At 56.9% G+C, this 23507-nt stretch carries 23 protein-coding genes and 1 pseudogene; 10 read left to right on the top strand and 14 right to left on the bottom strand.

The features are described from left to right. Positions 1-107: 107 nt before the first annotated feature. Positions 108-287, bottom strand: a pseudogene (locus H7R58_RS01095) (helix-turn-helix domain-containing protein); the annotation flags it as partial. Positions 288-409: 122 nt separating this feature from the next. Between H7R58_RS01095 and H7R58_RS01090 the strand changes: the two are divergent. Then, positions 410-742: a hypothetical protein gene (locus H7R58_RS01090; protein ID WP_182929839.1), complete on the top strand. Its 333-nt coding sequence runs from the start codon at positions 410-412 to the stop codon at positions 740-742. Positions 743-910: 168 nt separating this feature from the next. Here the strand turns inward: H7R58_RS01090 and yiaY are convergent, their stop codons facing one another. The 5 genes from yiaY to H7R58_RS01065 all read right to left on the bottom strand — a co-directional run bounded on the left by yiaY (position 911) and on the right by H7R58_RS01065 (position 6509). Further along, positions 911-2062 carry an L-threonine dehydrogenase gene (yiaY, locus tag H7R58_RS01085; protein WP_106924985.1) on the bottom strand — a complete coding sequence of 384 codons (1152 nt, stop codon included), beginning with the start codon at positions 2060-2062 and terminating at the stop codon, positions 911-913. A gap of 184 nt (positions 2063-2246) precedes the next feature. After that, positions 2247-4097 carry a selenocysteine-specific translation elongation factor gene (selB, locus tag H7R58_RS01080; protein ID WP_182929831.1) on the bottom strand — a complete coding sequence of 617 codons (1851 nt, stop codon included), beginning with the start codon at positions 4095-4097 and terminating at the stop codon, positions 2247-2249. Continuing rightward, positions 4094-5485: an L-seryl-tRNA(Sec) selenium transferase gene (gene selA / locus H7R58_RS01075; protein ID WP_182929830.1), complete on the bottom strand. Its 1392-nt coding sequence runs from the start codon at positions 5483-5485 to the stop codon at positions 4094-4096. Before selA ends, selB begins: the two co-directional genes overlap by 4 nt. Before the next feature lie 98 nt (positions 5486-5583). Continuing rightward, complete coding sequence (locus tag H7R58_RS01070; RefSeq protein ID WP_182929829.1) at positions 5584-6192, bottom strand: glutathione S-transferase; 609 nt, start codon at positions 6190-6192, stop codon at positions 5584-5586. Positions 6193-6299: 107 nt separating this feature from the next. Further along, on the bottom strand, positions 6300-6509 hold the full coding sequence (locus H7R58_RS01065; RefSeq protein WP_106924981.1) for a hypothetical protein: 210 nt from the start codon (positions 6507-6509) through the stop codon (positions 6300-6302). A gap of 274 nt (positions 6510-6783) precedes the next feature. Between H7R58_RS01065 and H7R58_RS01060 the strand changes: the two genes are divergently transcribed. The 5 genes from H7R58_RS01060 to trmL all read left to right on the top strand — a co-directional run bounded on the left by H7R58_RS01060 (position 6784) and on the right by trmL (position 11675). Further along, entirely contained in the window at positions 6784-7146 is a 363-nt protein-coding gene (locus H7R58_RS01060; protein WP_182929828.1) for a YibL family ribosome-associated protein, read from the top strand. 286 nt (positions 7147-7432) lie between these two features. Continuing rightward, positions 7433-9088 carry an L-lactate permease gene (gene lldP, locus H7R58_RS01055; protein ID WP_106924979.1) on the top strand — a complete coding sequence of 552 codons (1656 nt, stop codon included), beginning with the start codon at positions 7433-7435 and terminating at the stop codon, positions 9086-9088. Next, entirely contained in the window at positions 9085-9861 is a 777-nt protein-coding gene (gene lldR, locus H7R58_RS01050) for a transcriptional regulator LldR (RefSeq protein ID WP_106924978.1), read from the top strand. Before lldP ends, lldR begins: the two co-directional genes overlap by 4 nt. Beyond that, the gene (gene lldD / locus H7R58_RS01045) at positions 9858-11042 is read left to right on the top strand and encodes an FMN-dependent L-lactate dehydrogenase LldD (RefSeq protein ID WP_182934568.1); all 1185 of its coding nucleotides are present in this window, start codon (positions 9858-9860) and stop codon (positions 11040-11042) included. The genes lldR and lldD overlap by 4 nt, the downstream gene beginning before the upstream one ends. Before the next feature lie 159 nt (positions 11043-11201). Next, positions 11202-11675: a tRNA (uridine(34)/cytosine(34)/5-carboxymethylaminomethyluridine(34)-2'-O)-methyltransferase TrmL gene (trmL, locus tag H7R58_RS01040; RefSeq protein WP_106924976.1), complete on the top strand. Its 474-nt coding sequence runs from the start codon at positions 11202-11204 to the stop codon at positions 11673-11675. A gap of 58 nt (positions 11676-11733) precedes the next feature. Here the strand turns inward: trmL and cysE are convergent, their stop codons facing one another. From cysE to H7R58_RS01015, 5 genes are all read right to left on the bottom strand, one after another. Further along, the gene (gene cysE / locus H7R58_RS01035; RefSeq protein ID WP_035894708.1) at positions 11734-12555 is read right to left on the bottom strand and encodes a serine O-acetyltransferase; all 822 of its coding nucleotides are present in this window, start codon (positions 12553-12555) and stop codon (positions 11734-11736) included. A gap of 77 nt (positions 12556-12632) precedes the next feature. Beyond that, positions 12633-13652: an NAD(P)H-dependent glycerol-3-phosphate dehydrogenase gene (gpsA, locus tag H7R58_RS01030; protein WP_106924975.1), complete on the bottom strand. Its 1020-nt coding sequence runs from the start codon at positions 13650-13652 to the stop codon at positions 12633-12635. After that, positions 13652-14119 carry a protein-export chaperone SecB gene (secB, locus tag H7R58_RS01025; RefSeq protein WP_106924974.1) on the bottom strand — a complete coding sequence of 156 codons (468 nt, stop codon included), beginning with the start codon at positions 14117-14119 and terminating at the stop codon, positions 13652-13654. The genes gpsA and secB overlap by 1 nt, the downstream gene beginning before the upstream one ends. An 84-nt stretch (positions 14120-14203) precedes the next feature. Beyond that, on the bottom strand, positions 14204-14455 hold the full coding sequence (gene grxC, locus H7R58_RS01020) for a glutaredoxin 3 (protein ID WP_106924973.1): 252 nt from the start codon (positions 14453-14455) through the stop codon (positions 14204-14206). A gap of 30 nt (positions 14456-14485) precedes the next feature. After that, positions 14486-14917, bottom strand: coding sequence for a rhodanese-like domain-containing protein (locus H7R58_RS01015; protein ID WP_106924972.1), 432 nt, complete (start codon positions 14915-14917; stop codon positions 14486-14488). A 248-nt stretch (positions 14918-15165) separates the two neighbouring features. Between H7R58_RS01015 and gpmM the strand changes: the two genes are divergently transcribed. Genes gpmM through H7R58_RS01000 form a run of 3 tightly spaced genes read left to right on the top strand, consistent with a single transcriptional unit; the run spans position 15166 to position 18930 of the window. Beyond that, positions 15166-16713, top strand: a complete 1548-nt coding sequence (gene gpmM / locus H7R58_RS01010) for a 2,3-bisphosphoglycerate-independent phosphoglycerate mutase (protein WP_182929826.1) — start codon at positions 15166-15168, stop codon at positions 16711-16713. A 9-nt stretch (positions 16714-16722) separates the two neighbouring features. After that, the gene (envC, locus tag H7R58_RS01005; protein WP_106924970.1) at positions 16723-17994 is read left to right on the top strand and encodes a murein hydrolase activator EnvC; all 1272 of its coding nucleotides are present in this window, start codon (positions 16723-16725) and stop codon (positions 17992-17994) included. A 3-nt stretch (positions 17995-17997) separates the two neighbouring features. Next, positions 17998-18930 carry a divergent polysaccharide deacetylase family protein gene (locus H7R58_RS01000; protein ID WP_106924969.1) on the top strand — a complete coding sequence of 311 codons (933 nt, stop codon included), beginning with the start codon at positions 17998-18000 and terminating at the stop codon, positions 18928-18930. Here the strand turns inward: H7R58_RS01000 and H7R58_RS00995 are convergent. The 3 genes from H7R58_RS00995 to kbl form a co-directional block, all read right to left on the bottom strand. Beyond that, a complete protein-coding gene (locus H7R58_RS00995; protein ID WP_106924968.1) occupies positions 18927-19964 on the bottom strand; it encodes a glycosyltransferase in 1038 nt (345 codons plus the stop codon). The two genes, H7R58_RS01000 and H7R58_RS00995, sit on opposite strands and share 4 nt — an antisense overlap. 158 nt (positions 19965-20122) lie before the next feature. After that, positions 20123-21148 (bottom strand): L-threonine 3-dehydrogenase, encoded by a 1026-nt coding sequence (tdh, locus tag H7R58_RS00990; RefSeq protein ID WP_106924967.1) that lies wholly within the window; start codon positions 21146-21148, stop codon positions 20123-20125. A gap of 9 nt (positions 21149-21157) precedes the next feature. Continuing rightward, complete coding sequence (gene kbl, locus H7R58_RS00985; protein ID WP_182929825.1) at positions 21158-22354, bottom strand: glycine C-acetyltransferase; 1197 nt, start codon at positions 22352-22354, stop codon at positions 21158-21160. Between the two features lie 216 nt (positions 22355-22570). Between kbl and rfaD the strand changes: the two genes are divergently transcribed. Next, positions 22571-23503, top strand: a complete 933-nt coding sequence (gene rfaD / locus H7R58_RS00980) for an ADP-glyceromanno-heptose 6-epimerase (protein WP_064541014.1) — start codon at positions 22571-22573, stop codon at positions 23501-23503. The last annotated feature ends 4 nt before the right edge of the window (positions 23504-23507 follow it).

The raw sequence follows: 23507 nt of genomic DNA, 5'->3' as shown, positions 1-23507 counted from the left end.
TGGTTGATAAACGCTAAGAGTGCCAGAGTGGGGGGCGTTCATGCTTTGATCAAACAGCTGAGATGCGCCATTTTTGTCATCGACCTAACATGCTTTGTCTCTTTGCCTCAGGCAGAATGAATATGCTCTTTGCAATAGCGCCGTTTCCACGCTTCGGGCGTCAAGCCGGTGTGTTTGCGAAAAACCTGGCGGAAATACCCGACATCAGCAAACCCGCACTGTTCGGCCACTTCCTTAAGCGAACGCGTAAGGTTACTCAGCAGCTTCTCTGCCGCCTGATGGCGCTGCGCTTACCAGGCAGACCGGCAAAAAATCAATCGGCTGGTCTGATTCCAGACCAGCCCCAGCTATCGCTTCACCGCCAGATAAACTATATTCGCCCTTACGATAAAACCATCAAGATGACCCCATGGACGAATTTCAAAATCTGACGCTGCATAAAATCAGCGCAGGCAGTGTTTTTAAAATTCACCTTCTGGGCCTGCTTTGTTCGCTGGTCCCCCTCGGTGTACTCAATGGTATTCTGAGCGCCATTGGTATTACGGTGTTCACCCTGCGCTGGAACGGGGAAATCGTTCACGGCTTCTCCGCACTGATACTCAGCCCGCTGCTATTTTTGCTTCTGGCGCTGGTAGTTACCGGTATTATCGGCAGCCTGACCTGGCTCGGGTTATGGATTTACGGGCAGTTTCGCAAGCTCACGCTGCGCATTGTGCCAGCCGGTGATAACCGCGAAGAATAATTGTCATGCCATGTGCGGTGCCTGATGGCGCTGCGCTTATCAGGCCTACCGGGCACACACTGTAGGCCTGATAAGGCGAAGCCGCCATCCGGCTCTCTGCACAACGGCATTCCCGGAAACAAAAAAGCAGAACGCACGCGTTCTGCTTTTTTTCGTGCAGAGGATGAATTACATCGCGGCGCGGAAAATCGCCATGATTTCGTCGTGCGTCGCCTGGACAGGGTTAGTGAATCCGCACGCATCTTTCAGCGCGTTGGTCGCCAGCACCGGAATATCTTCTTCTTTCACGTTCAGGTCGCGCAGGCCAGCCGGAATGTTTACCTGACGCGCCAGTTTGCGGATCGCATCGATACACGCCTGTGCGCCCTGCTCGTTGCTCATCGCGCTGACGTCGATATGCATCGCCTGAGCGCAGTCACGCAGGCGCGCCGCAGCCACCTTGCTGTTGAACACCTGTACGTGCGGCAGCAGAACCGCGTTGCATACGCCGTGCGGCAGATCGTAGAAGCCGCCGAGCTGGTGCGCCATCGCGTGAACATAGCCCAGCGACGCATTGTTAAACGCCATGCCGGCCAGGAACTGTGCGTAGGCCATCGCTTCACGCGCTTCGCCGTTGCTACCGTGTTCTACCGCCGTCGGCAGATTATCGACAATCATGGTAATGGCTTTCAGCGCACAGGCATCGGTAATCGGCGTCGCGGCAATAGACACGTAGGCTTCAATGGCGTGGGTCAGCGCATCCATCCCGGTAGCAGCAGTCAGCCCTTTCGGCATACCTTCCATCAGGGAAGAATCGTTAACGGACAGGATCGGCGTAACGTGCTTGTCGACGATGGCCATTTTAATGTGACGAGTGACGTCGGTAATAATGCAGAATCGGGTCATTTCAGACGCCGTACCTGCCGTGGTGTTGATAGCGATCATCGGCAGCTGCGGTTTGGCAGAGCGGTCAACGCCCTCGTAGTCGCGGATATCACCGCCATTGGCAGCCACCAGGGCAATCCCTTTTGCGCAGTCGTGCGGGGAACCGCCGCCCAGCGAAACGACGCAATCGCAGTCATTCGCGCGCAGCATTTCCAGGCCGTCTTCGACGTTAACGGTGGTCGGGTTTGGGTGCGTACCGTCAAATACCACGCTATGGATGTCATATTCCTGCAAACGCTTCTGGATATCGCCAGCGACACCCAGCTTATTCAGGACTGCATCAGTGACAATCAGAGCACGGCGAAAGCCATATTCCTTCATGGTATTCATTGCGTCATTTAACGCGCCATTACCGATAACATTCACTGATGGAATGAAGAAAGTAGATGCAGCCATGATAGTTCCTTTATTTAATAAGCAGGCCCCAGAGGCTATAGTAATAACCTCTGCAAAAACACGATCAAGTTAGCATTTCAGACCTTAAATAAAATAAAAATCGCGGCATCTCATTGTTTATGCCGCGATTTGTGGTGATTAATATATTTTTGTATTTTATTTAATATTTTTTCTAAATAAATTGTTAGTTTTTATTATCCGGGAACAGCAACGCATCACGTAATAAATGATCGTTACCGCGACGGCGCGTAAAACCAATTCGGTTGAAATATTCCAGAATCTGAATCGCCAGCTTGCGGCCAACGTTCAATTTATCGCGGAAGTCCGCCGCGCAGGTGGAGCCTTTTTCCAGATGGAGATCGCGAATCATGTTAGCAAACGCCACAATGCGATCGTTACGATAGTAGCGATCTTTCACAATGGCGGTAATCATCCCCTGCTGCGCAGCCTGACGTAAAACGCTGCGCATGGTGTTTTCATCCGTACCGGTCTGCGTCGCCAAATCGCGCACCCACCAGGGCTCGTCGCCAAACAGCGGCGCGGCTTTCAGCCAGATAACCTGCTGCTCGTCGGTAAAACCGGCCTTATGTTCCGGCAGGTGCAGCCAGCCGTGGTGGCTGGCGATGGTTCCGCTGGCACGCATCTGCTCAATTAACGTGAGGACCAGCGCTTCATCTTCCATCGGCAGCGCGATACGGCGCAGACGTTCACGACCCGGGCCAGGTTCATCTTTGTGCTGCTCGTGGTACTGCGCCAGCGCGTCCAGCAGCTTACGCTGCCAGCGCGCGGCCAGCGGGGCATCCAACAGGCTGTCACCGGCCAGGATGAAACCTGGCTGAGCAATCAGCGCTTCCAGCCCCTGGGCACTAAGCTGGCGCGCCCAGCCAAATTCACGCAGCTTTACCGCATCACGCGCGAGGTGCACCGCCAGCGCCTGCGCGTCGTTTTCTGCCAGCGCAAGCGCCGCAATCCATGCCAGGTACTCCGGCTTGCGCTTGCCACGGCGCGGTGAATTGAGCGTCACCACCCGCGCTCCGGCCAGCGTAACCTTCGCCGAAATATCGCGTAGCACCAGACGATCGTTATCCGCCAGCCACAGCGGTGTATCGAGCACCAGTTCAGCGAGGTTATTTTCCAGCAACGATACACGCCCGGTAATATGGCTGGCCGCATGGTGAATATGCAGCGGCTGCCATTGGCTCAGCGGCACATGGCTTTGTAGCTCAACAATCACCCGCTCAACGGCCTCCGGCGGCGCTTCTGTCAGCAGCCAATCGCCGCGGCTGATATCGCCCTTTTCCGCTGCACCGACAATATTCAGGGCAATACGCTGCCCGCCATGCGCGTGCTCAACCGGCTGATTCTGGGCGTGCAGACCGCGTACGCGCATCGGCGTACCCATTCCGGTCAACCATAGGGTATCGCCCACGCGCACATCGCCCGACAGCGCCGTCCCGGTAACCACCAGGCCCGCCCCTTTTACGGTAAACGCGCGGTCGATGGCCAGACGAAAACGCTGGTGCTCAGGATGCTCGCGGGCGGCGAGCTGGCGCAGGTGTTCGCGCAGGGCCTCAATGCCCTTGCCCTCGGTTGCCGCCGTTTCAAATAACGTCGCCGGCTCAAAAGCATATTCACGAAGAACATCGGTAATTTGGCGGCGAACTTCAGCAATACGCGCAGCATCGACGCGATCGACTTTAGTTAATGCCACCGTCAGCGTGGGCTTGCCCGTCAGTTGAAGAATCGCCAGATGTTCACGGGTTTGCGCCATCACGCCATCGTCACATGCCACCACCAGCAGGGCGTGATCGATCCCCCCCACGCCCGCCAGCATATTCGAAAGAAATTTTTCATGCCCAGGCACATCGATAAAACCCAGCACGCGGCCGTCCGGCTGCGGCCAGTAGGCGTAGCCGAGATCGATAGTCATGCCGCGTGATTTCTCTTCCGGCAGGCGGTCGGCGTTAATGCCGGTAATCGCCTGTAGCAGCGTGGTTTTGCCGTGGTCAACGTGACCGGCGGTGGCAATAATCATTTCAGCAACATCTCCAGGAAACGGGGTTCATCTTCAAGGCAGCGTAAATCCAGCCACAGGCGTCCGTCATAAATCCTGCCAATGACCGGTACCGGCAGGCTGCGCCAGCGGTTTGCCAGCGCCTCAAGGCGACTGCCGCGCCCATCGAGCGGCGTAAAAGCAATGGCCGCGCTGGGCAGGCTTTCGGCGGGCAGCGAGCCGCTGCCAATCTGCGACATACACGGCATGACCTGAACGGCGAATTCCGCGTCGTAGCGCTCGGCTAGCGGGGTACGCAGACGCTGCGCCTGTTGGTTGATCTCTTCAACGTGGCGGCTAAGCAAGCGCAGCGTCGGTAGCTCTGCCGCCAGTTTTTCCGGGTGCAAATACAGACGCAGAGTGGCTTCAAGCGCCGCCAGCGTCATTTTATCCGCGCGCAGCGCACGCTTGAGCGGGTGCTGCTGCAGCTGGGCTATCAGCGTTTTTTTGCCGACGATGATTCCCGCCTGCGGGCCCCCCAGCAGCTTATCGCCGGAGAAGCTCACGAGGCTGACGCCGGCGGCAATCATCTCCTGCGGCATCGGTTCTTTTGGCAGCCCGTAGCGGCTCAGATCGACCAGCGAACCGCTGCCCAAATCTGCCACCACCGGCACGCCCAGCTCGTGACCCATTTCCGCCAGCTCGGCTTCTTCTACCGATTTGGTAAACCCTTCAATGCTGTAGTTGCTGGTGTGCACCTTCATTAACAGCGCGGTATTGTCATTTACCGCCTGGCGGTAGTCTTTGGCATGGGTGCGGTTGGTGGTGCCCACTTCGTGCAGCACGCAGCCGGCCTGGCGCATCACGTCAGGGATACGGAACGCGCCGCCAATTTCCACCAGCTCGCCACGCGACACCACCACTTCTTTTCCGGCCGCCGTCGCCGCCAACATCAGCAGCACCGCGGCGGCGTTATTATTGACGATACAGGCATCTTCCGCGCCGGTTAAACGGCACAGCAGGTCGGCTAACGCCCGATCCCGGTGGCCGCGCCCGGCGCCGTCCAGGTCGTACTCCAGCGTCACCGGATCGCGCATAACCTGGGCGACGGCATTCACAGCCGACGTTGCCTGCTGTGCACGGCCCAGGTTGGTGTGCAGCACGGTGCCCGTCAGGTTGATGACCGGGCGCAGCGCGCTTTGCGCATCGCGCGCCAGCCGCTGTGCCGTCTCCTGCGCCCAGTCCTCGCTCCAGGCCGGCAGCGCCTGCTGCTCACGGATGCTAAGCCGCGCATCGTCCAGCATCTGGCGGAGCTGTTCTACCACCTGAGTGTGGCCATGGGCATCAAGTAAACGCGCAAACGTAGGCTCGCGAAGCAAGCGATCGGTTGCGGGAAGCTGGCTGTAAAGCGAACGGGTATCGGTAGTCATGAATAGGCCTGACGGTTAAATGTTACCCCTCCCGACGGGAGAGGGAGTCATGGGAAGGGATTGTACAACGGACTGCGGTTAGGCGTTATAGCGTTCAATCAAGCCTTTGGCGGTTCGGTGCGCGCAAAGCTCTCGCGCAGGAACAGCGTTTCGGCCAGCTTCACCAGACGTGGGCGATCGACACACCAACCTGGCGCAATGCGGCGAAAGTTCAGGTAGCCAATCGCGCAGGCAATGGCGATGGTCGCCAGATTGAGGGTGTCAGCCTTCAGCGTGCCGTCGGCTAAATAGCCTTCCAGCGCGTCAAGGCTGCGGGCAATTTTTTCGCGCTGGCGCAGGACTTCCGCTTCCGACTGCTGCGCTGCCGGACGGGCGAGCTCACGCACCGAGGCCAGGCCGGCGTCCATCATGCCGTCGGCCAGCGCTTCCATCTGGCGTACCTTTAACGCTTCATGGGGATCGTTCGGCACCATTTCCGGTGCAATATTCAGTTGCTCAATGTACTGAGCAATAATCGGCGAATCGAACCAGCATTCTCCGCTATCGGTGACTAGCGCAGGCACTTTCCCTAACGGGTTAAATTGCGCCACGCCGTTTTCAGCGTTATAGGGCTGCTCGTTGATAAATTCGAAGGCGATCCCCTTTTCCAGTAAGAGGATCGAGATTTTTCGGACAAATGGACTCGTGTAGCTGCCAACCAGTTTCATGTTCAACTCCTTTGCGCCAACAAAGCTATCAGTATGGCTCAGGCAGCCGCATTCGCCCTCTGGTTTTTATCCATTGAGCGATCGGGATAAAATAAAGAGCAGACAGACTATTTATGCAAAGTCTCCACGGGCCTGTACAGCTGACGGTAGTACGCCAGTCTTTCGAGAAACATCTCCGCTTTTTCTTCGGGGATATCGGTAGGAACCCGATCCGAACGCGACCGTTTGTTCAGATACTCCATGAACGCCTGGCTTGAAGCCATAAAGTCCACTGCTTTATCAATAAGTTGTGGAACATTTTCTCCGATCTTTCTCATCGTGCGCTCCTTCTCTTAAAAACCCTCTTATAAGAATGGATACTTAATCAAAAGCCCGTTGAGGAAAACGTGCGCATTTTGCGTAGAAATTTTAGAAAATGTGGCCTGGAGGAGAAATTACAAAAATAATCATAACAATCAAATTATTATGAAAATAATAAACGTATTGTCACGCAAAGAAACTACCGCATTTTGTATAATTAACTACCAGAAATGAGCGACAACGCGCATACTAGAAGCTATTACGCCTATTTTGTTATCAGATATCAGCAAGATGAAAGAAATCGAAAAAAATGAAATTAAGCGCCTGAGCGACCTGCTCGACGCTATTCGCCACCAGCAGGCAGCCCTGTCTCTGGTTGAAAGCGCAGAAAAATATGCCGAGCTGGAAGCAGAAAAAGCTAAGCTCGAAGCTGAAATCGCGCGCCTGCGCGAAGTCCATACCCAGAAGCTGAGCAAAGAAGCGCAGAAGCTGGTCAAAATGGGTTTCAGCCGCCCTATCACGAAAAAAGAACAGGCCGACATGGGCAAGCTGAAGAAAAGCGTGCGCGGTCTGGTTGTTGTTCACCCAATGACGGCGCTAGGCCGTGAAATGGGTCTGCAGGTCATGACCGGGTTCGCAAAGAGCGAATTCTGATGCGACCCCCCTGAACCTTCTCCCGCCCGGGGGAAGGTTTTGTTCTACGCCTTCCATTGCTACCCCTCTGAATTGGCCCAACCAATTTCACAACCAAATTGCTATTGGTTCACAATTCCATCATTAAACATCACATTCGCATTGCTAACGCATAACATTTAGTTAACCATTCATTGTCATTAACCCTACACCACCCTATTGGCAGGGCCAATTTTACACAAACTGTGACGCAGAGATGAGCACAGACTCACCGCCGAGCAGCGCGTATGGCCCCCTGGAGACCTGCATGAGCCTCTGGCAACAAAACTACGATCCGGCCGGGAATATCTGGCTATCGAGCCTGATCGCATCGCTCCCGATCCTGTTCTTCTTCTTCGCGCTGATTAAACTCAAGCTGAAAGGCTATGTGGCGGCTAGCTGGACAGTCGCTATCGCCCTGGGCGTCGCGCTGCTGTTCTATAAGATGCCCGTCGATCGCGCGCTGGCGTCGGTGGTTTACGGCTTCTTCTACGGCCTGTGGCCGATTGCCTGGATTATTATCGCTGCCGTTTTCGTCTACAAAATTTCGGTGAAAACCGGGCAGTTCGATATTATTCGTGCGTCGATTCTTTCGATCACCCCGGACCAGCGTTTGCAGATGCTGATTGTCGGTTTCTCCTTCGGGGCCTTCCTCGAAGGGGCGGCGGGCTTCGGCGCACCGGTGGCGATTACCGCAGCGCTGTTGGTCGGCCTGGGCTTTAACCCACTGTATGCCGCAGGGCTATGTCTGATTGTCAACACCGCGCCGGTCGCCTTTGGCGCGATGGGTATTCCGATTCTGGTTGCCGGTCAGGTTACCGGGCTGGACAGCTTCCACATTGGCCAGATGGTCGGCCGCCAGCTACCGTTCCTGACCATTATCGTGCTGTTCTGGATCATGGCGATTATGGACGGCTGGCGCGGTATCAAAGAGACCTGGCCTGCGGTTATGGTGGCGGGAGGATCGTTCGCTATCGCCCAGTACCTCAGCTCCAACTTCCTCGGCCCAGAGCTGCCGGACATCATCTCCTCGCTGGTGTCGCTGGTGTGCCTGACGCTGTTCCTCAAGCGCTGGCAGCCGGTACGCATTTTCCGCTTTGCCGACATGGGCGCGTCACAGGTCGATATGAATCTGGCACGCACCGGTTATACCGCCGGCCAGGTTATCCGCGCCTGGTCACCGTTCCTGTTCCTGACCGCGACCGTTACGCTGTGGAGCATTCCGCCGTTTAAAGCGTTATTCGCCCCGGGCGGCGCAATGTACGATCTGGTGATCAACATCTCGGTACCGTTCCTCGACAAAATGGTTGCGCGCATGCCACCGGTTGTTAGCCAGGCGACCGCCTACGCGGCGGTGTATAAGTTCGACTGGCTTTCTGCCACCGGCACCGCAATTCTGTTTGCCGCCCTGCTGTCTATTGTCTGGCTGCGCATGAAGCCAAAAGATGCCATCAGCACCTTCGGCTCCACGCTGAAAGAGCTGGCGTTACCGATTTACTCCATCGGTATGGTGTTGGCGTTCGCTTTTATCTCGAACTATTCCGGCCTGTCATCGACGCTGGCACTGGCGCTGGCGCATACCGGCCATGCCTTTACCTTCTTCTCACCGTTCCTGGGTTGGCTTGGCGTGTTCCTGACCGGTTCAGACACCTCTTCCAACGCCCTGTTCGCCGCGCTTCAGGCCACCGCCGCGCAGCAGATTGGGGTATCGGACGTGCTGCTGGTTGCCGCGAATACGACCGGCGGCGTCACCGGCAAGATGATTTCACCACAGTCCATCGCAATTGCCTGTGCGGCGGTGGGCCTGGTGGGTAAAGAGTCCGATCTGTTCCGCTTTACGGTCAAACACAGCCTGATTTTCACCTGTATGGTGGGCGTCATCACCACGCTGCAGGCTTATGTCTTAACCTGGATGATTCCGTGATAACACTGCCCAAACGTCTGTCAGACGATGTCGCCTGCCGCGTGCGGGCGCTGATTGAAGAACAACAGCTGGAGGCGGGCATGCGATTGCCCGCCGAACGCAAGCTGGCAAGCCAGCTCGGCGTGTCGCGCAACTCACTGCGCGAAGCGCTGGCGAAATTGGTTAGCGAAGGTTTGCTCCTGAGCCGCCGCGGCGGCGGCACCTTCGTGCGCTGGCAGCATGAGGGCTGGTCCGAACAAAATATTGTCCAGCCGCTGAGAACGCTGCTGGCCGATGATCCGGGCTACAGCTTCGATATTCTGGAAGCTCGCCACGCCATCGAAGCCAGCACCGCGTGGTACGCCGCGATGCGCGCCACCGATGCCGACAAAGAAAAAATCCGCCTCTGCTTTGAAGCCACCCAGAGCGACGACCCGGACCTTGCCTCACAGGCCGACGTGCGTTTCCACCTGGCCATTGCCGAGGCATCCCACAACGTGGTGCTGCTGCAAACCATGCGCGGATTTTTCGATCTGCTGCAATCTTCGGTTATCCAGAGCCGCGAACGCATGTATCTGGTGCCGCCGGTGTTTGCGAAATTGACCGAACAGCATCTGGCCATCCTCAACGCCATTACCCACGGTGACGCTGAAGGCGCTCGCCAGGCAATGATGGCGCATCTCGGGTTTGTCCACACCACGATTAAACGTTTTGACGAAGACCTGGCCCGCCAGGCGCGGATCACCCGCCTGCCCGACGACCACACTGATATTTCCAGGGAGAAAAAAGCATGATTATTTCCGCCGCGAGTGACTATCGCGCTGCTGCCCAGCGCATTCTGCCGCCGTTTCTGTTCCACTACATCGACGGCGGCGCCTACGCCGAGCACACCCTGCGCCGTAACGTAGAAGACCTGTCCGACGCGGCCCTGCGCCAGCGCGTGCTGAAGAATATGTCTGACCTGAGCCTGGAAACCACGTTGTTTAAAGAGCAGCTGTCGATGCCGGTGGCGCTGGCGCCGGTTGGGCTGTGCGGCATGTACGCCCGTCGCGGTGAGGTGCAGGCCGCCGCCGCCGCCGATGCTAAAGGTATTCCGTTTACCCTTTCCACCGTGTCAGTCTGCCCGATTGAAGAGGTCGCACCGACCATTAAGCGCCCGATGTGGTTCCAGCTGTACGTCCTGCGCGATCGCGGCTTTATGCGCAACGCGCTGGAGCGCGCCAAAGCGGCGGGCTGCTCAACGCTGGTCTTTACCGTTGATATGCCGACGCCGGGCGCGCGCTACCGCGATGCCCACTCCGGTATGAGCGGCCCGAACGCTGCGATGCGCCGCTACTGGCAGGCCGCCACCCATCCGCAGTGGGCGTGGGATGTGGGCCTGAATGGTCGTCCGCACGACCTGGGCAATATCTCCACCTACCTCGGTAAACCAACCGGGTTAGAAGATTACATCGGCTGGCTGGCGAATAACTTCGATCCGTCTATTTCGTGGAAAGACCTCGAGTGGATCCGTGAGTTCTGGGATGGCCCGATGGTGATCAAAGGGATCCTCGATCCAGAGGATGCGCGGGACGCGGTGCGCTTTGGCGCCGACGGGATTGTGGTTTCCAACCACGGCGGCCGCCAACTCGATGGTGTGCTCTCCTCCGCCCGCGCGCTGCCGGCGATTGCCGATGCGGTGAAAGGCGATATTACGATCCTTGCCGATAGCGGCATCCGTAACGGTCTGGACGTGGTGCGCATGATTGCGCTGGGCGCCGACAGCGTGCTGCTGGGGCGCGCGTATCTGTATGCACTGGCGACACACGGCCAGGCGGGTGTGGCTAACCTGCTGAATCTGGTTGAGAAAGAGATGAAGGTGGCGATGACGCTGACCGGAGCGAAAACCATTAAGGATATTAGCGGTGATTCGCTGGTGCAGCAGGCGGACGTGGCGCAGACGTTCCGTGCGATTCAGCGCGGCGACGCGGCGTAGCACGCTCTGGCTGTTCAGCAATGTAGGCCGGATAAGGCGTTTACGCCGCCATCCGGCAACGTGCTCAATATTGCCTGATGGCGCTACGCTTATCAGTCCTACAGGATGAGGGTGACTGCGTTTTCTGCTATCCTGCCCCCCGCAATCCAAGGGGGCAGCATGCTTAACATCGTTTTATTCGAACCAGAAATCCCACCCAATACCGGCAATATCATCCGCCTGTGCGCCAATACCGGTTTCAATCTCCATATCATCGAACCAATGGGCTTTGCCTGGGACGATAAGCGCCTGCGTCGCGCCGGGCTGGATTACCATGAGTTTACCGCCGTTCAGCGCCATGCCGACTATGCGGCGTTTCTCGAAAGCGCCAAACCGCAGCGGCTGTTTGCCCTCACGACCAAAGGCACGCCTGCACACAGTGCGGTGAGCTATCAGGACGGTGATTTTCTGATGTTTGGCCCAGAAACGCGCGGGCTGCCCGCGACCATTCTGGACGCGCTGCCGCCCGAGCAAAAAATTCGTATTCCTATGATGCCGGACAGCCGCAGCATGAACCTGTCGAACGCGGTGTCGGTGGTGGTGTATGAAGCATGGCGCCAGTTGGGGTACCCGGGCGCGGTATTACGGAGCTGATAGATTGCCGGATGGCGGCTCCGCCTTATCCGGCCTACGTCTGGCAACGTGAATGCCGTTAAATCCCGTCGCCGTACTCAAATCCGTGATTGATACCGTTAAAGTGCTGGTCCATATCCATCGCCGGTTTATCTGACTCCGGCTTGCCGACGATGCGCGCCGGAACACCTGCAGCCGTGGTATGCGGCGGAACGGGTTGTAAAACCACGGAGCCCGCGCCAATCTTCGCGCCGCGCCCCACTTCGATGTTGCCGAGAATTTTAGCACCCGCGCCAATCATGACGCCTTCGCGAATTTTCGGGTGACGGTCGCCGCTGGTTTTCCCGGTCCCCCCCAGGGTGACGGATTGCAGGATGGAGACATCGTTTTCAATGACCGCCGTTTCGCCCACCACGATGCCGGTCGCGTGGTCAAGCATGATGCCGCGGCCAATCTTCGCCGCCGGGTGGATGTCCACCTGGAACGATACCGACACCTGGTTTTGCAGGAAAATCGCCAGCGCGCGACGCCCTTGCCCCCACAGCCAATGGCCGATGCGATAGGCTTGTAACGCGTGGAAGCCTTTCAGATACAGCAACGGGGTTGAATATTTGTCGACCGCCGGGTCGCGGGTGCGAACGGCCTGAATATCACAGGCGGCGGAGGCGATCATTTCCGGATCGGCGGCGTAGGCTTCTTCCACCACTTCACGAATAGCGATAGCAGGCATAATGGGTGAAGCCAGCTTATTCGCCAGCATATAGCTTAATGCGCTGCCAAGATTTTCATGTTTGAGTAGCGTGGCGTGATAGAAACTGGCGAGCATTGGCTCACAGTCGGCCAGAGCCCTGGCTTCCGCTTTAATGTTGTTCCAGACAATTTCCAGTTCTTCACACGACATTGCATACTCCAGACGTATTGGAACGATCGGCCAGTCTCTGCTAGCCGGATCGTCGGGATGACAAAGGTTTCCTGCGATTAGTTGCCGCTATGCTCATCCTTGCGTGCACGACCTAACAAGGTCAATGCTGCCTCGCGCGCACTTTTTCCGCAATATAATACCTGATAAATTTCCTCGGTTATTGGCATTTCGACACCTACACGGTGCGCCAACTCGCGGACTTCTTTGGTATTACGGTAACCCTCGACCACCTGGCCAATAGCGTCCTGCGCTTCCTGCACCTGCGCCCCTTTCCCCAGCGCCATACCGAAACGACGGTTACGCGACTGGTTGTCGGTACAGGTCAGCACTAAGTCTCCCAGCCCCGCCATGCCCATAAAGGTCACCGGGTCAGCGCCCAGCGCCACGCCCAGGCGTGACATTTCGGTCAACCCACGGGTAATCAGCGCCGTACGCGCGTTCGCGCCAAAGCCGATGCCGTCGGAGATACCCGCGCCAATCGCAATTACGTTTTTCACCGCACCGCCCAACTGGACGCCGATAAAATCCGGGTTGCTATAGACGCGGAAACTTTTGCCACAGTGCAGCAGCTGCTGTAAATCGTCGGCAAAGGTCGGGTCGGTGGCCGCCAGTGAAATCGCCGTTGGCAGACCTGCCGCCAGTTCTTTAGCGAACGTCGGGCCAGAGATCACCGCCAGCGGGATTTCATCACCCAGCGCTTCGCGCGCCACATCCTGCAACAGACGACCGGTTTCTGCTTCCAGCCCTTTTGTCGCCCAGACCAGGCGCGCATCAGGACGAAGCAACGGTTTCATCTGACGAAGTACGTCGCCGAACACGTGGCTTGGCACCACCACCAGAATATCGCGGCTGGCAGCCAGCGCGGTCGCAAGGTCGCTTTCCAGGTGCAGCGTATCGGGGAACGGAACGTCGGGAAGGAATGCCGCGTTGCAGCGATCGTGCTGCAAGGTTGCGACATGCTTGGGATCGTGGCCCCACAGTACAACCGGGTGGCCGTTTCTTGCCACGGTGATGGCAAGAGCGGTGCCGTACGAGCCGGCACCGATCACAGTCATTGAAGCATTAAGTGCGTTCATCAGGCATCCTGATGTTGTTCTGCACCTTCGCCAGACTGCTGTTGCAGATAGTTCATGAACAGCGCATCAAAGTTAACCGGCGCAAGGTTCAGCTGTGGGAAGGTCCCACGGGAAACCAGGCTGGTGATGCATTCACGCGCATACGGGAACAGGATGTTCGGGCAGTAGGCACCCAGGCAATGAGCCATCTGGGTTCCTTCGATACCTTCGATAGAGAAGATACCCGCCTGCTGAGTTTCGCACAGGAACGCAGTTTCTTCGCCCAGCGTCGCCGTTACGGTGACACGCAGCACCACTTCATACACGCCTTCAGCCAGCTGGTTGGAAGCGGTATCAAGATCAAGTTTAACCTCTGGCTGCCAATCTTTCTGGAAAACATGCGGTGCATTCGGCGCTTCGAAGGAAACGTCTTTGGTGTAGATGCGCTGAATCTGGAAAGCCATTTCTGCGTTGTTTTGTTCTGACATGTGTAAAAACCCTTTCGTGTTGTCCTTAAAAAAAGCGGTACGCTTCACGCCCGCCGAAGTCAGGCGTGAACGCTTCGCAAAGCATTAGCGCAGCAGGGGATCAAGTCCACCACGCGCATCAAGCGCATACAAGTCGTCGCAGCCGCCAATGTGCTGTGCATCAATAAAAATCTGCGGCACCGTGGTGCGGCCGCTGCGCTGAATCATCTCTTCACGCTTTTCCGCGTTGCCGTCGATAGGCAGTTCCTGGAAGGTGACGCCTTTTTCAGACAGCAGCGCTTTTGCACGGTGGCAATAAGGGCACGTCGCTTTGGTGTAAATCTCAATCTTCGCCATGACAGCTCTCCTGACTTTACCCGAGAAATCTTATTTGCCGCGAACCAGCGGCAGGTTTTCACCGCTCCAGCCAGCAATACCTTCTTTCAGTACGAAAACTTTTTCAAAACCCGCTTTCAGCAGCGCGTTGGCAGACTCGCTCGCCTGCATACCGGAGCCATCGGCAACGATAATCGGTTTGTCTTTGTGCTTTTCCAGCTCGCCGACGTTGTTGGCTTTGATTTCGCTCGCCAGCAGATTCACAGAACCGGCAATGTGGCCTTTACGGAAATCGTCGCGCTGGCGCAGGTCAACGACCACGGCGTCTTCTTTGTTAATCAGGCGCGTCGCTTCGCCACGGTTGATGACCTTAACTTTAGACATCAGCCCTTTAAAGGTGGTGAACAGCACGGCCGCCAGCAGCGCGATCCACGCGATGCTCAGGACAGGGTGACGACCAACAAATTGCATAATCTCTTGCATGGGGGGTAACAGCTCCCGACGTGTAATGTTTAAAAACCAGGGAAGGAGTATACCTGCGGCGTGGCGCAAATACAGCCAGCGCGCGCGATGTAATGCGTTTTCTGCGGAGTGCCACGGAAAAAAGGGCGAAAATGTGCGTATTTCCTCGTGCATCTCCCCGCTTTCTTTGATCTCTCATTGTTATTTTATCGATTCAGCTGTAGTAAAATTACGCAAATTTTCTGTCTTTAGAGCATGAGGTTGTCGCAATGTCGGTTTCTAAAAAACCTATGGTACTGGTGATCCTGGATGGCTACGGCTACCGCGAAGAGCAGCAGGATAACGCTATTTTCAGTGCAAAAACCCCGGTAATGGATGCGCTGTGGGCAAAACGTCCGCACACCCTGATTCACGCATCTGGCCTCGAAGTGGGCCTGCCGGACGGTCAGATGGGTAACTCCGAAGTGGGTCACGTTAACCTGGGCGCAGGTCGTATCGTGTATCAGGACCTGACCCGTCTTGACGTGGAAATCAAAGATCGCCAGTTCTTCGCTAACCCGGTGCTGTCCGGCGCGGTAGACAAAGCGGTTGCCGCCGGTAAAGCGGTACACATCATGGGCCTGCTGTCCGCCGGTGGCGTTCACAGCCACGAAGATCACATCATGGCAATGGTAGAGCTGGCCGCTGAACGCGGTGCAGAAAAAATCTACCTGCACGCGTTCCTCGACGGTCGCGACACCCCACCGCGCAGCGCCAATGGCTCCCTGCAGAAATTTGAAGAGAAATTTGCCGCACTGGGCAAAGGCCGTGTGGCCTCCATCATCGGTCGTTACTATGCGATGGACCGTGATAACCGTTGGGATCGCGTTGAACAAGCTTACAACCTGCTGGTTGAAGCCAAAGGCGAGTTCCAGGCTGACACCGCGGTTGCCGCATTAGAAGCAGCCTATGCTCGCGATGAAAACGATGAATTCGTCAAAGCCACCGTTATCCGTGCAGTCGGCCAGGCCGATGCCGCAATGGAAGACGGCGATGCGCTGATCTTCATGAACTTCCGTGCTGACCGTGCGCGTGAAATCACCCGCGCGTTCGTGAACGCTGACTTCGACGGATTCAAACGCCACAAAGAAGTGAAGCTGGGCGATTTCATCATGCTGACCGAATACGCAGCAGACATCAAAGCACCGTGCGCTTATCCACCAGCCTCCCTGGAAAATACTTTCGGTGAGTGGATGGCGAAGCATGACAAAACGCAGCTGCGCATCTCCGAAACTGAAAAATATGCACACGTGACCTTCTTCTTTAACGGCGGCGTAGAAGAGCCGTTCAAAGGCGAAGATCGCATCCTGATCAACTCCCCGAAAGTGGCGACCTACGACCTGCAGCCGGAAATGAGCTCCGCTGAGCTGACCGAGAAGCTGGTTGCCGCTATCGAAAGCGGTAAGTACGATACCATCATCTGTAACTACCCGAACGGCGATATGGTTGGCCATACCGGCGTGATGGAAGCTGCGGTGAAAGCGGTTGAAGCGCTGGACCACTGCCTGGATGAAGTGACTCGTGCGGTCGAGAAAGTCGGCGGCCAGCTGCTGGTTACCGCTGACCACGGCAACGCTGAGCAGATGCGCGATCCGGCTACCGGCCAGGCACACACCGCACACACCAGCCTGCCGGTTCCGCTGATCTACGTTGGCGACAAAACCGTCAAAGCGGTGGAAGGCGGCAAGCTTTCCGACCTCGCGCCGACCATGCTGTCGCTGATGGGCATGGAAATCCCGCAACAGATGACTGGTAAGCCGCTGTTCATCGTGGAATAATCCTTCCCCATGAGGGGAAAGGCGATTTATTCCATTAAATGGGCCGGGGCAACGCTTCGGTCCACGTTGTACGCCAGCGCACTCAGCGCTGGCGTATTGCTGTGCGCGGCATCCGCCCATGCGGACGACCGCTCGCAGCTGCAATCTATTCAGGCCGATATCGCCGCCAAAGAGCGCGCGGTACGTCAGCAGCAGCAGCAGCGCGCTACCCTTCTCGCCCAGCTCAAAGCGCAGGAACAGGCCATTGCCGCCGCCGCGCGCCAACTGCGCGAAACGCAGAACTCGCTGGCGCAGCTTAACGCGCAAATCGCCGAGATGAACGCCAATATTGCGAAGCTGGAAAAACAGCGCGCCATGCAGGAGCGTAACCTCGCAGCCCAGCTCGATGCCGCGTTTCGTCAGGGCGAACATACCGGTATTCAGCTCATTCTCAGCGGCGAAGAGAGCCAGCGCGGCCAGCGCCTTCAGGCCTATTTTGGCTACCTGAACCAGGCGCGCCAGGAAACTATCGCCGAACTCAAACAAACGCGCGAAGACGTCGCAGCGCAAAAATCCGAGCTGGAAGAGAAGCAGAGCCAGCAGCAAACGCTGCTTTATGAGCAAAAGGCGCAGCAGGCTAAGCTCGAAGCGGCGCGCAATGAACGTCAGAAAACAATCTCCGGGCTGGAATCTTCGATTCAGCAGGGCCAGCAGCAGCTCAGCGAGCTGCGGGCCAACGAATCCCGCCTGCGCAACAGCATTGCCCGTGCCGAAGCCGCTGCGAAAGCCCGCGCCGAACGCGAAGCCAAAGAGGCTGACGCGGTGCGCAACCGCCAGCAGGAGGCCACCCGTAAAGGCACCACCTATAAACCTTCCGAAAGCGAACGCTCGCTGATGGCGCGCACCGGCGGCCTGGGCGCACCGCGCGGCCAGGCGTACTGGCCGGTTCGCGGGACGACGCTGCATCGCTATGGCGAACAGCTGCAAGGTGAGCTACGTTGGAAGGGGATGGTCATCAGCGCCTCGGAAGGGACCGAAGTCAAAGCCATTGCCGATGGGCGCGTCATCCTGGCCGACTGGCTACAGGGCTATGGTCTCGTGGTGGTCGTCGAGCACGGTAAAGGTGATATGAGCCTTTACGGTTATAACCAGAGCGCGCTGGTCAGCGTCGGCACTCAGGTCCGCGCCGGGCAGCCCATCGCCCTGGTGGGCAACAGCGGCGGTCAGGGCCGACCATCGCTCTATTTCGAAATTCGCCGCCAGGGTCAGGCGGTCAATCCACTGCCGTGGTTGGGAAGATAAGTTTTGCTTCAATTTCGTCAGGTTGTACTACTTGGTGCGCTGGCATTAACCGCACCAGGCTATGCCGGTAAGCTCGCTATTGTTATCGATGACTTCGGTTATCGCCCACAGCAGGAAAATCAAGTGCTGGCGATGCCGTCCACGATTTCCGTTGCGGTGCTCCCTAACGCGCCTCACGCCCGTGAAATGGCCACCAAGGCCCATAACGCAGGGCACGAGGTGCTGATTCACCTGCCGATGGCCCCCATCAGCAAGCAGCCGCTGGAAAAAGACACGCTGCGCCCGGATATGAGCAGCGATGAGATCGAGCGCATTATCCGTGAAGCGGTAGAGAAAGTGCCGTACGCCGTGGGCCTGAACAACCATATGGGCAGCGCCATGACCTCCAGCCTGTTCGGCATGCAGAAAGTGATGCAGGCGCTCAGCCGCTACAACCTTTACTTCCTCGACAGCATGACCATCGGCAACAGCCAGGCCATGCGCGCCGCCAACGGCACCGGCGTGAAGGTGATTAAACGCAGAGTGTTCCTCGACGATACCCAGAACGAAGCGGATATTCGCCGCCAGTTTAACCGGGCTATCGATCTGGCGCGCCGCAACGGTTCGGCCATTGCTATCGGCCACCCGCATCCCACCACCGTGCGCGTGCTGCAGCAAATGGTTTATAGCCTGCCGCCGGATATTACGCTGGTCCGCCCGAGCAGCCTGCTCAATGAACCGCAGACTGATACCTCTACGCCAAACCGGGGAATGCCGTCCTCCGTTGAGCCGACGTCACCGCGCAATCCGTTCCGCGGCGTGAAGCTCTGCAAGCCGAAGAAACCGCTGGAGCCGGTCTACGCCAGCCGCTTCTTCAACGTGTTAAGCGAGAGCATCACCCACAGCACGCTGGTGCAGTATATGCAGCTGCAGTGGCAGGGGTGGCAGAACGGTTAGTCTTTCAGATCTAACGTCAGATGGGCCAGACGGCGTGGCGTCAGCGATTTATCGCGCCACTTATTGAAGCGAATGGCCCACAGCATGACCTGATACGCCAGCTTCACGCTGCAAATATTGCTTACCATCCGTTTAAACATGCCGGAGACTTCCGCTTCGGCAATCATCCGCTCGCGAATCTTTTGGTCCGGTTCTTTACGAATGCAGTGGCAGACGCGCAGCGCTTCGTAAATCACCTGCTGCTTAAACTCAGGATAAATCGGAATACGCCCGGCGTAGTCGCGGTTCATCTTGTCGAGCAGACGGGTAATTTTGATGTAATGGCGCTGGTAGATAAGGTTCTTCAGCCCGGTGCGCGGCAGGCGGCTGACGGACGCGCCGTGCAGGAAGTATTTATACAACGGCACTTCCGTATAACGCGCGCGTTTGGCGTTAAACATAAACTCGGTCGACCAGATGATATCCTGGTGATGCAGGCCGGGGATAAAGCTCAGCCCCGCATCACGGATGGTCTGATGGCGGTAAACGCCCATCCACACGACATGGCGCCAGCGGCGGCTGGCGAGCCCTTTACGTAGCCATTCCGGCCCGGTCATGACCTCCGTAGAACGAATCCGGTCGACGGGGATTGAAGCCCAGGTCTTGCCCGTCTCGGCAATACACCAGTCGGCGTTGCACTGCGCCACGTCCAGGTTATCCTTTAGCGCCATCGTCATCAGCGTTTCGTACATTTCCGGGTAGGCAATATCGTCGCCGTCAACGTAGGCAATGTATTCGCCTTTCGCCACCTTCATGCCGGTATTGCGCGCCGCCGAGACGCCCCCGTTACGCTGATGCAGCAGGTGAACATGCGGGTAGCGATCGACGTAAGACTGCGCCAACTCCGCTGAGTTATCCGTCGACCCATCGTTAACAATGATAATCTCGATGTTCTTCCAGGTTTGCGCGATCAGCGAATCCATACAGGCGATGAACGGTTCGCCCGTGTTGTAAAGCGGCATAATGACGCTCAGGAGACCGGGGGTATAGGTCATATAAAATCCTGCCAGACTGTGTAATTAACGGCAATTTTTAACATAGATAGCCATAAAAGGTCAGCGAAAGTTATTGCTGACTGCGCTGCGTAAGGGCAAAAAAAATCCCCGGGTATTTAACGCTAATAAATACCCGGGGACAACTTACGTGAAGCCGATTAATCCCAGCTCAATACGACTTTACCGGACTGGCCGGAACGCATCGCATCAAAGCCTTTCTGGAAGTCATCAATGCCAAAGCGGTGGGTGATAATCGGGGACAGATCCAGCCCGGACTGAATCAGCGCGGCCATCTTGTACCAGGTTTCGAACATTTCACGACCATAGATACCTTTAATAAACAGCCCCTTAAAGATAACTTTGGTCCAATCGATGGACATATCCGACGGAGGGATCCCCAGCATGGCAATGCGCCCACCGTGGTTCATGGTGTCGAGCATTGAGCGGAAGGCTGGCGGCGCGCCGGACATTTCCAGCCCCACGTCGAAGCCTTCGGTCATGCCCAACTCTGCCATGACGTCGTTGAGATTTTCTTTCGCGACGTTAACCGCGCGGGTAACGCCCATTTTGCGCGCCAGCTCCAGACGGTATTCATTCACGTCGGTAATAACCACGTTACGCGCGCCGACGTGTTTCGCCACCGCTGCGGCCATGACGCCGATCGGGCCCGCACCGGACACCAGCACATCCTCGCCAACCAGGTCGAAGGACAGCGCGGTGTGTACCGCGTTGCCGAACGGATCGAAGATGGAGGCCAGATCGTCGGAAATATTATCCGGAATTTTGAAGGCGTTGAACGCCGGGATCACCAGCTGTTCCGCAAAGCAGCCCTGACGGTTCACGCCGACGCCAATCGTGTTACGGCACAGGTGCGTACGACCTGCGCGACAGTTACGGCAGTGCCCGCAGGTGATGTGGCCTTCACCGGAGACGCGGTCACCGATCTTAAAGCCACGCACTTCCTGACCGATGCCGATAACTTCGCCAACGTATTCGTGCCCAACGACCATCGGTACCGGAATGGTCTTCTGCGACCATTCATCCCAGTTATAAATATGCACGTCGGTGCCGCAAATCGCGGTTTTGCGAATCTTAATCAGCAGGTCGTTATGGCCGAGCTCCGGTTCTGGAACGTCGGTCATCCAGATCCCTTCTTCCGCTTTCAGTTTGGATAACGCTTTCATCTCACACCCTTAGGCAATGACGCCCAGTTGTTTACCAATGCGGGTAAAGGCTTCCACCGCACGTTCAATTTGTTCCGTCGTATGCGCCGCCGACATCTGGGTGCGAATACGCGCCTGGCCTTTTGGTACCACCGGGAAGAAGAACCCGGTCACGTAGATGCCTTCTTTTTGCAGTTCACGTGCGAAGTTTTGCGCCACCACCGCGTCGCCCAGCATGACCGGGATAATCGCGTGATCGGCACCCGCCAGCGTAAAGCCTGCGGCGGTCATTTTTTCACGGAACAGGCGAGCGTTGGCCCACAGTTGGTCGCGCAACGCCGCGCCAGACTCGACCATCTCCAGCACTTTGATGGACGCCGCCACAATTGCGGGTGCCAGCGAGTTGGAGAACAGGTAAGGGCGCGAGCGCTGACGCAGCCACTCCACCACTTCTTTACGCGCGGCGGTATAGCCGCCGGACGCCCCGCCGAGCGCTTTGCCCAGGGTACCGGTAATGATATCCACGCGGCCCATCACATCGCAGTATTCATGGGAGCCACGGCCGTTTTCGCCGACAAAACCGACGGCATGGGAGTCATCGACCATCACCAGCGCATCGTATTTATCCGCCAGATCGCACACGCCTTTCAGGTTGGCAATCACGCCGTCCATGGAGAACACGCCGTCGGTGGCGATCAGGACATGACGAGCACCGGCCGCGCGCGCTTCTTTCAAGCGTTCTTCCAGTTCAGCCATATCGTTGTTGGCATAGCGGAAACGCTTCGCTTTGCACAGGCGCACGCCGTCAATGATGGAGGCATGGTTCAGCGCATCGGAAATAATCGCATCTTCTGCGCCCAGCAGCGTTTCAAACAGGCCGCCGTTGGCATCGAAACAGGAGGAGTACAGAATGGCATCTTCCATACCGAGGAAGCTCGCCAGCTTTTTCTCCAGCGCTTTGTGGCTGTCCTGAGTCCCGCAGATGAAACGCACCGACGCCATACCAAAACCGTGGCTCTCCATACCCGCTTTCGCGGCGTTAATCAGCGCTGGATGGTTTGCCAGACCCAGATAGTTGTTGGCGCAGAAGTTGATAACGTGGCTGCCATCGCCCACGGTGATATCCGCCTGCTGAGCGGAGGTGATGATACGTTCTTCTTTAAACAACCCTTCCGCACGAGCGGTGTCCAGGTCGCTGGTTAACTGTTTGTAGAAATCACCACGCATTGCAACTCTCCAGATTCGGTAAAATTTGGCACATATTACCCAAAGCTATACGCTGATACGAGATGATGCATGTCTGAATGAATTATTTGCAGCATAAATCACGCGCCCCCGTCTCGCTACGCGGTGAAAGGCTGAAGGCTGGCAAATGTGATGGTATGATAAGAGGTATTCGTGCCCGGGATACTCCAGGGCCCACCTATCTCAAAGGTTACAGTTATGATTATCGTTACCGGCGGCGCTGGCTTTATCGGCAGCAACATCGTGAAAGCGCTTAATGACAAAGGCATTACCGACATTCTGGTAGTGGACAACCTGAAAGACGGCACCAAGTTCGTGAACCTGGTTGACCTTGATATCACCGACTATATGGATAAAGAAGATTTTCTGATCCAGATTATGGCCGGTGAAGAGTTCGGTGATATTGAAGCCGTGTTCCATGAAGGCGCCTGCTCCTCCACCACCGAGTGGGACGGTAAGTACGTGATGGACAACAACTATCAGTACTCCAAAGAGCTGCTGCACTACTGCCTGGAGCGTGAAATTCCGTTCCTGTACGCCTCTTCCGCCGCCACCTACGGCGGCCGTACCAGCGACTTCATCGAGTCCCGCGAGTTTGAAAAACCGCTGAACGTCTACGGCTACTCTAAATTCCTGTTTGACGAGTACGTGCGCCGCATCATGCCGGAAGCCAACTCGCCGATCGTCGGTTTTCGCTACTTCAACGTCTACGGCCCGCGCGAAGGGCATAAAGGCAGCATGGCGAGCGTCGCGTTCCACCTGAACACTCAGTTGAACAACGGCGAAAGCCCGAAACTGTTTGAAGGCAGCGACGGCTTTAAGCGCGACTTCGTCTACGTCGGCGACGTGGCAGCGGTAAACCTGTGGTTCTGGGAAAACGGTAAATCCGGCATCTTCAACCTCGGTACCGGCCGTGCGGAATCCTTCCAGGCGGTGGCAGATGCCACGCTGGCGTTCCACAAAAAAGGCAGCATTGAGTACATTCCGTTCCCGGATAAATTGAAAGGCCGCTACCAGGCGTTTACTCAGGCCGACCTGACGAATCTGCGCGCCGCTGGCTACGATAAGCCGTTCAAGACCGTCGCCGAAGGCGTAACGGAATATATGGCCTGGTTGAACCGCGACGCGTAAGAAG

This window comes from Klebsiella sp. WP4-W18-ESBL-05, assembly GCF_014169075.1.
GTDB lineage: Bacteria > Pseudomonadota > Gammaproteobacteria > Enterobacterales > Enterobacteriaceae > Kluyvera > Kluyvera ascorbata_B.
The sequence above is the reverse complement of the archived record's forward strand: the minus strand, read 5'-3'. Positions and strand labels throughout refer to the sequence as shown.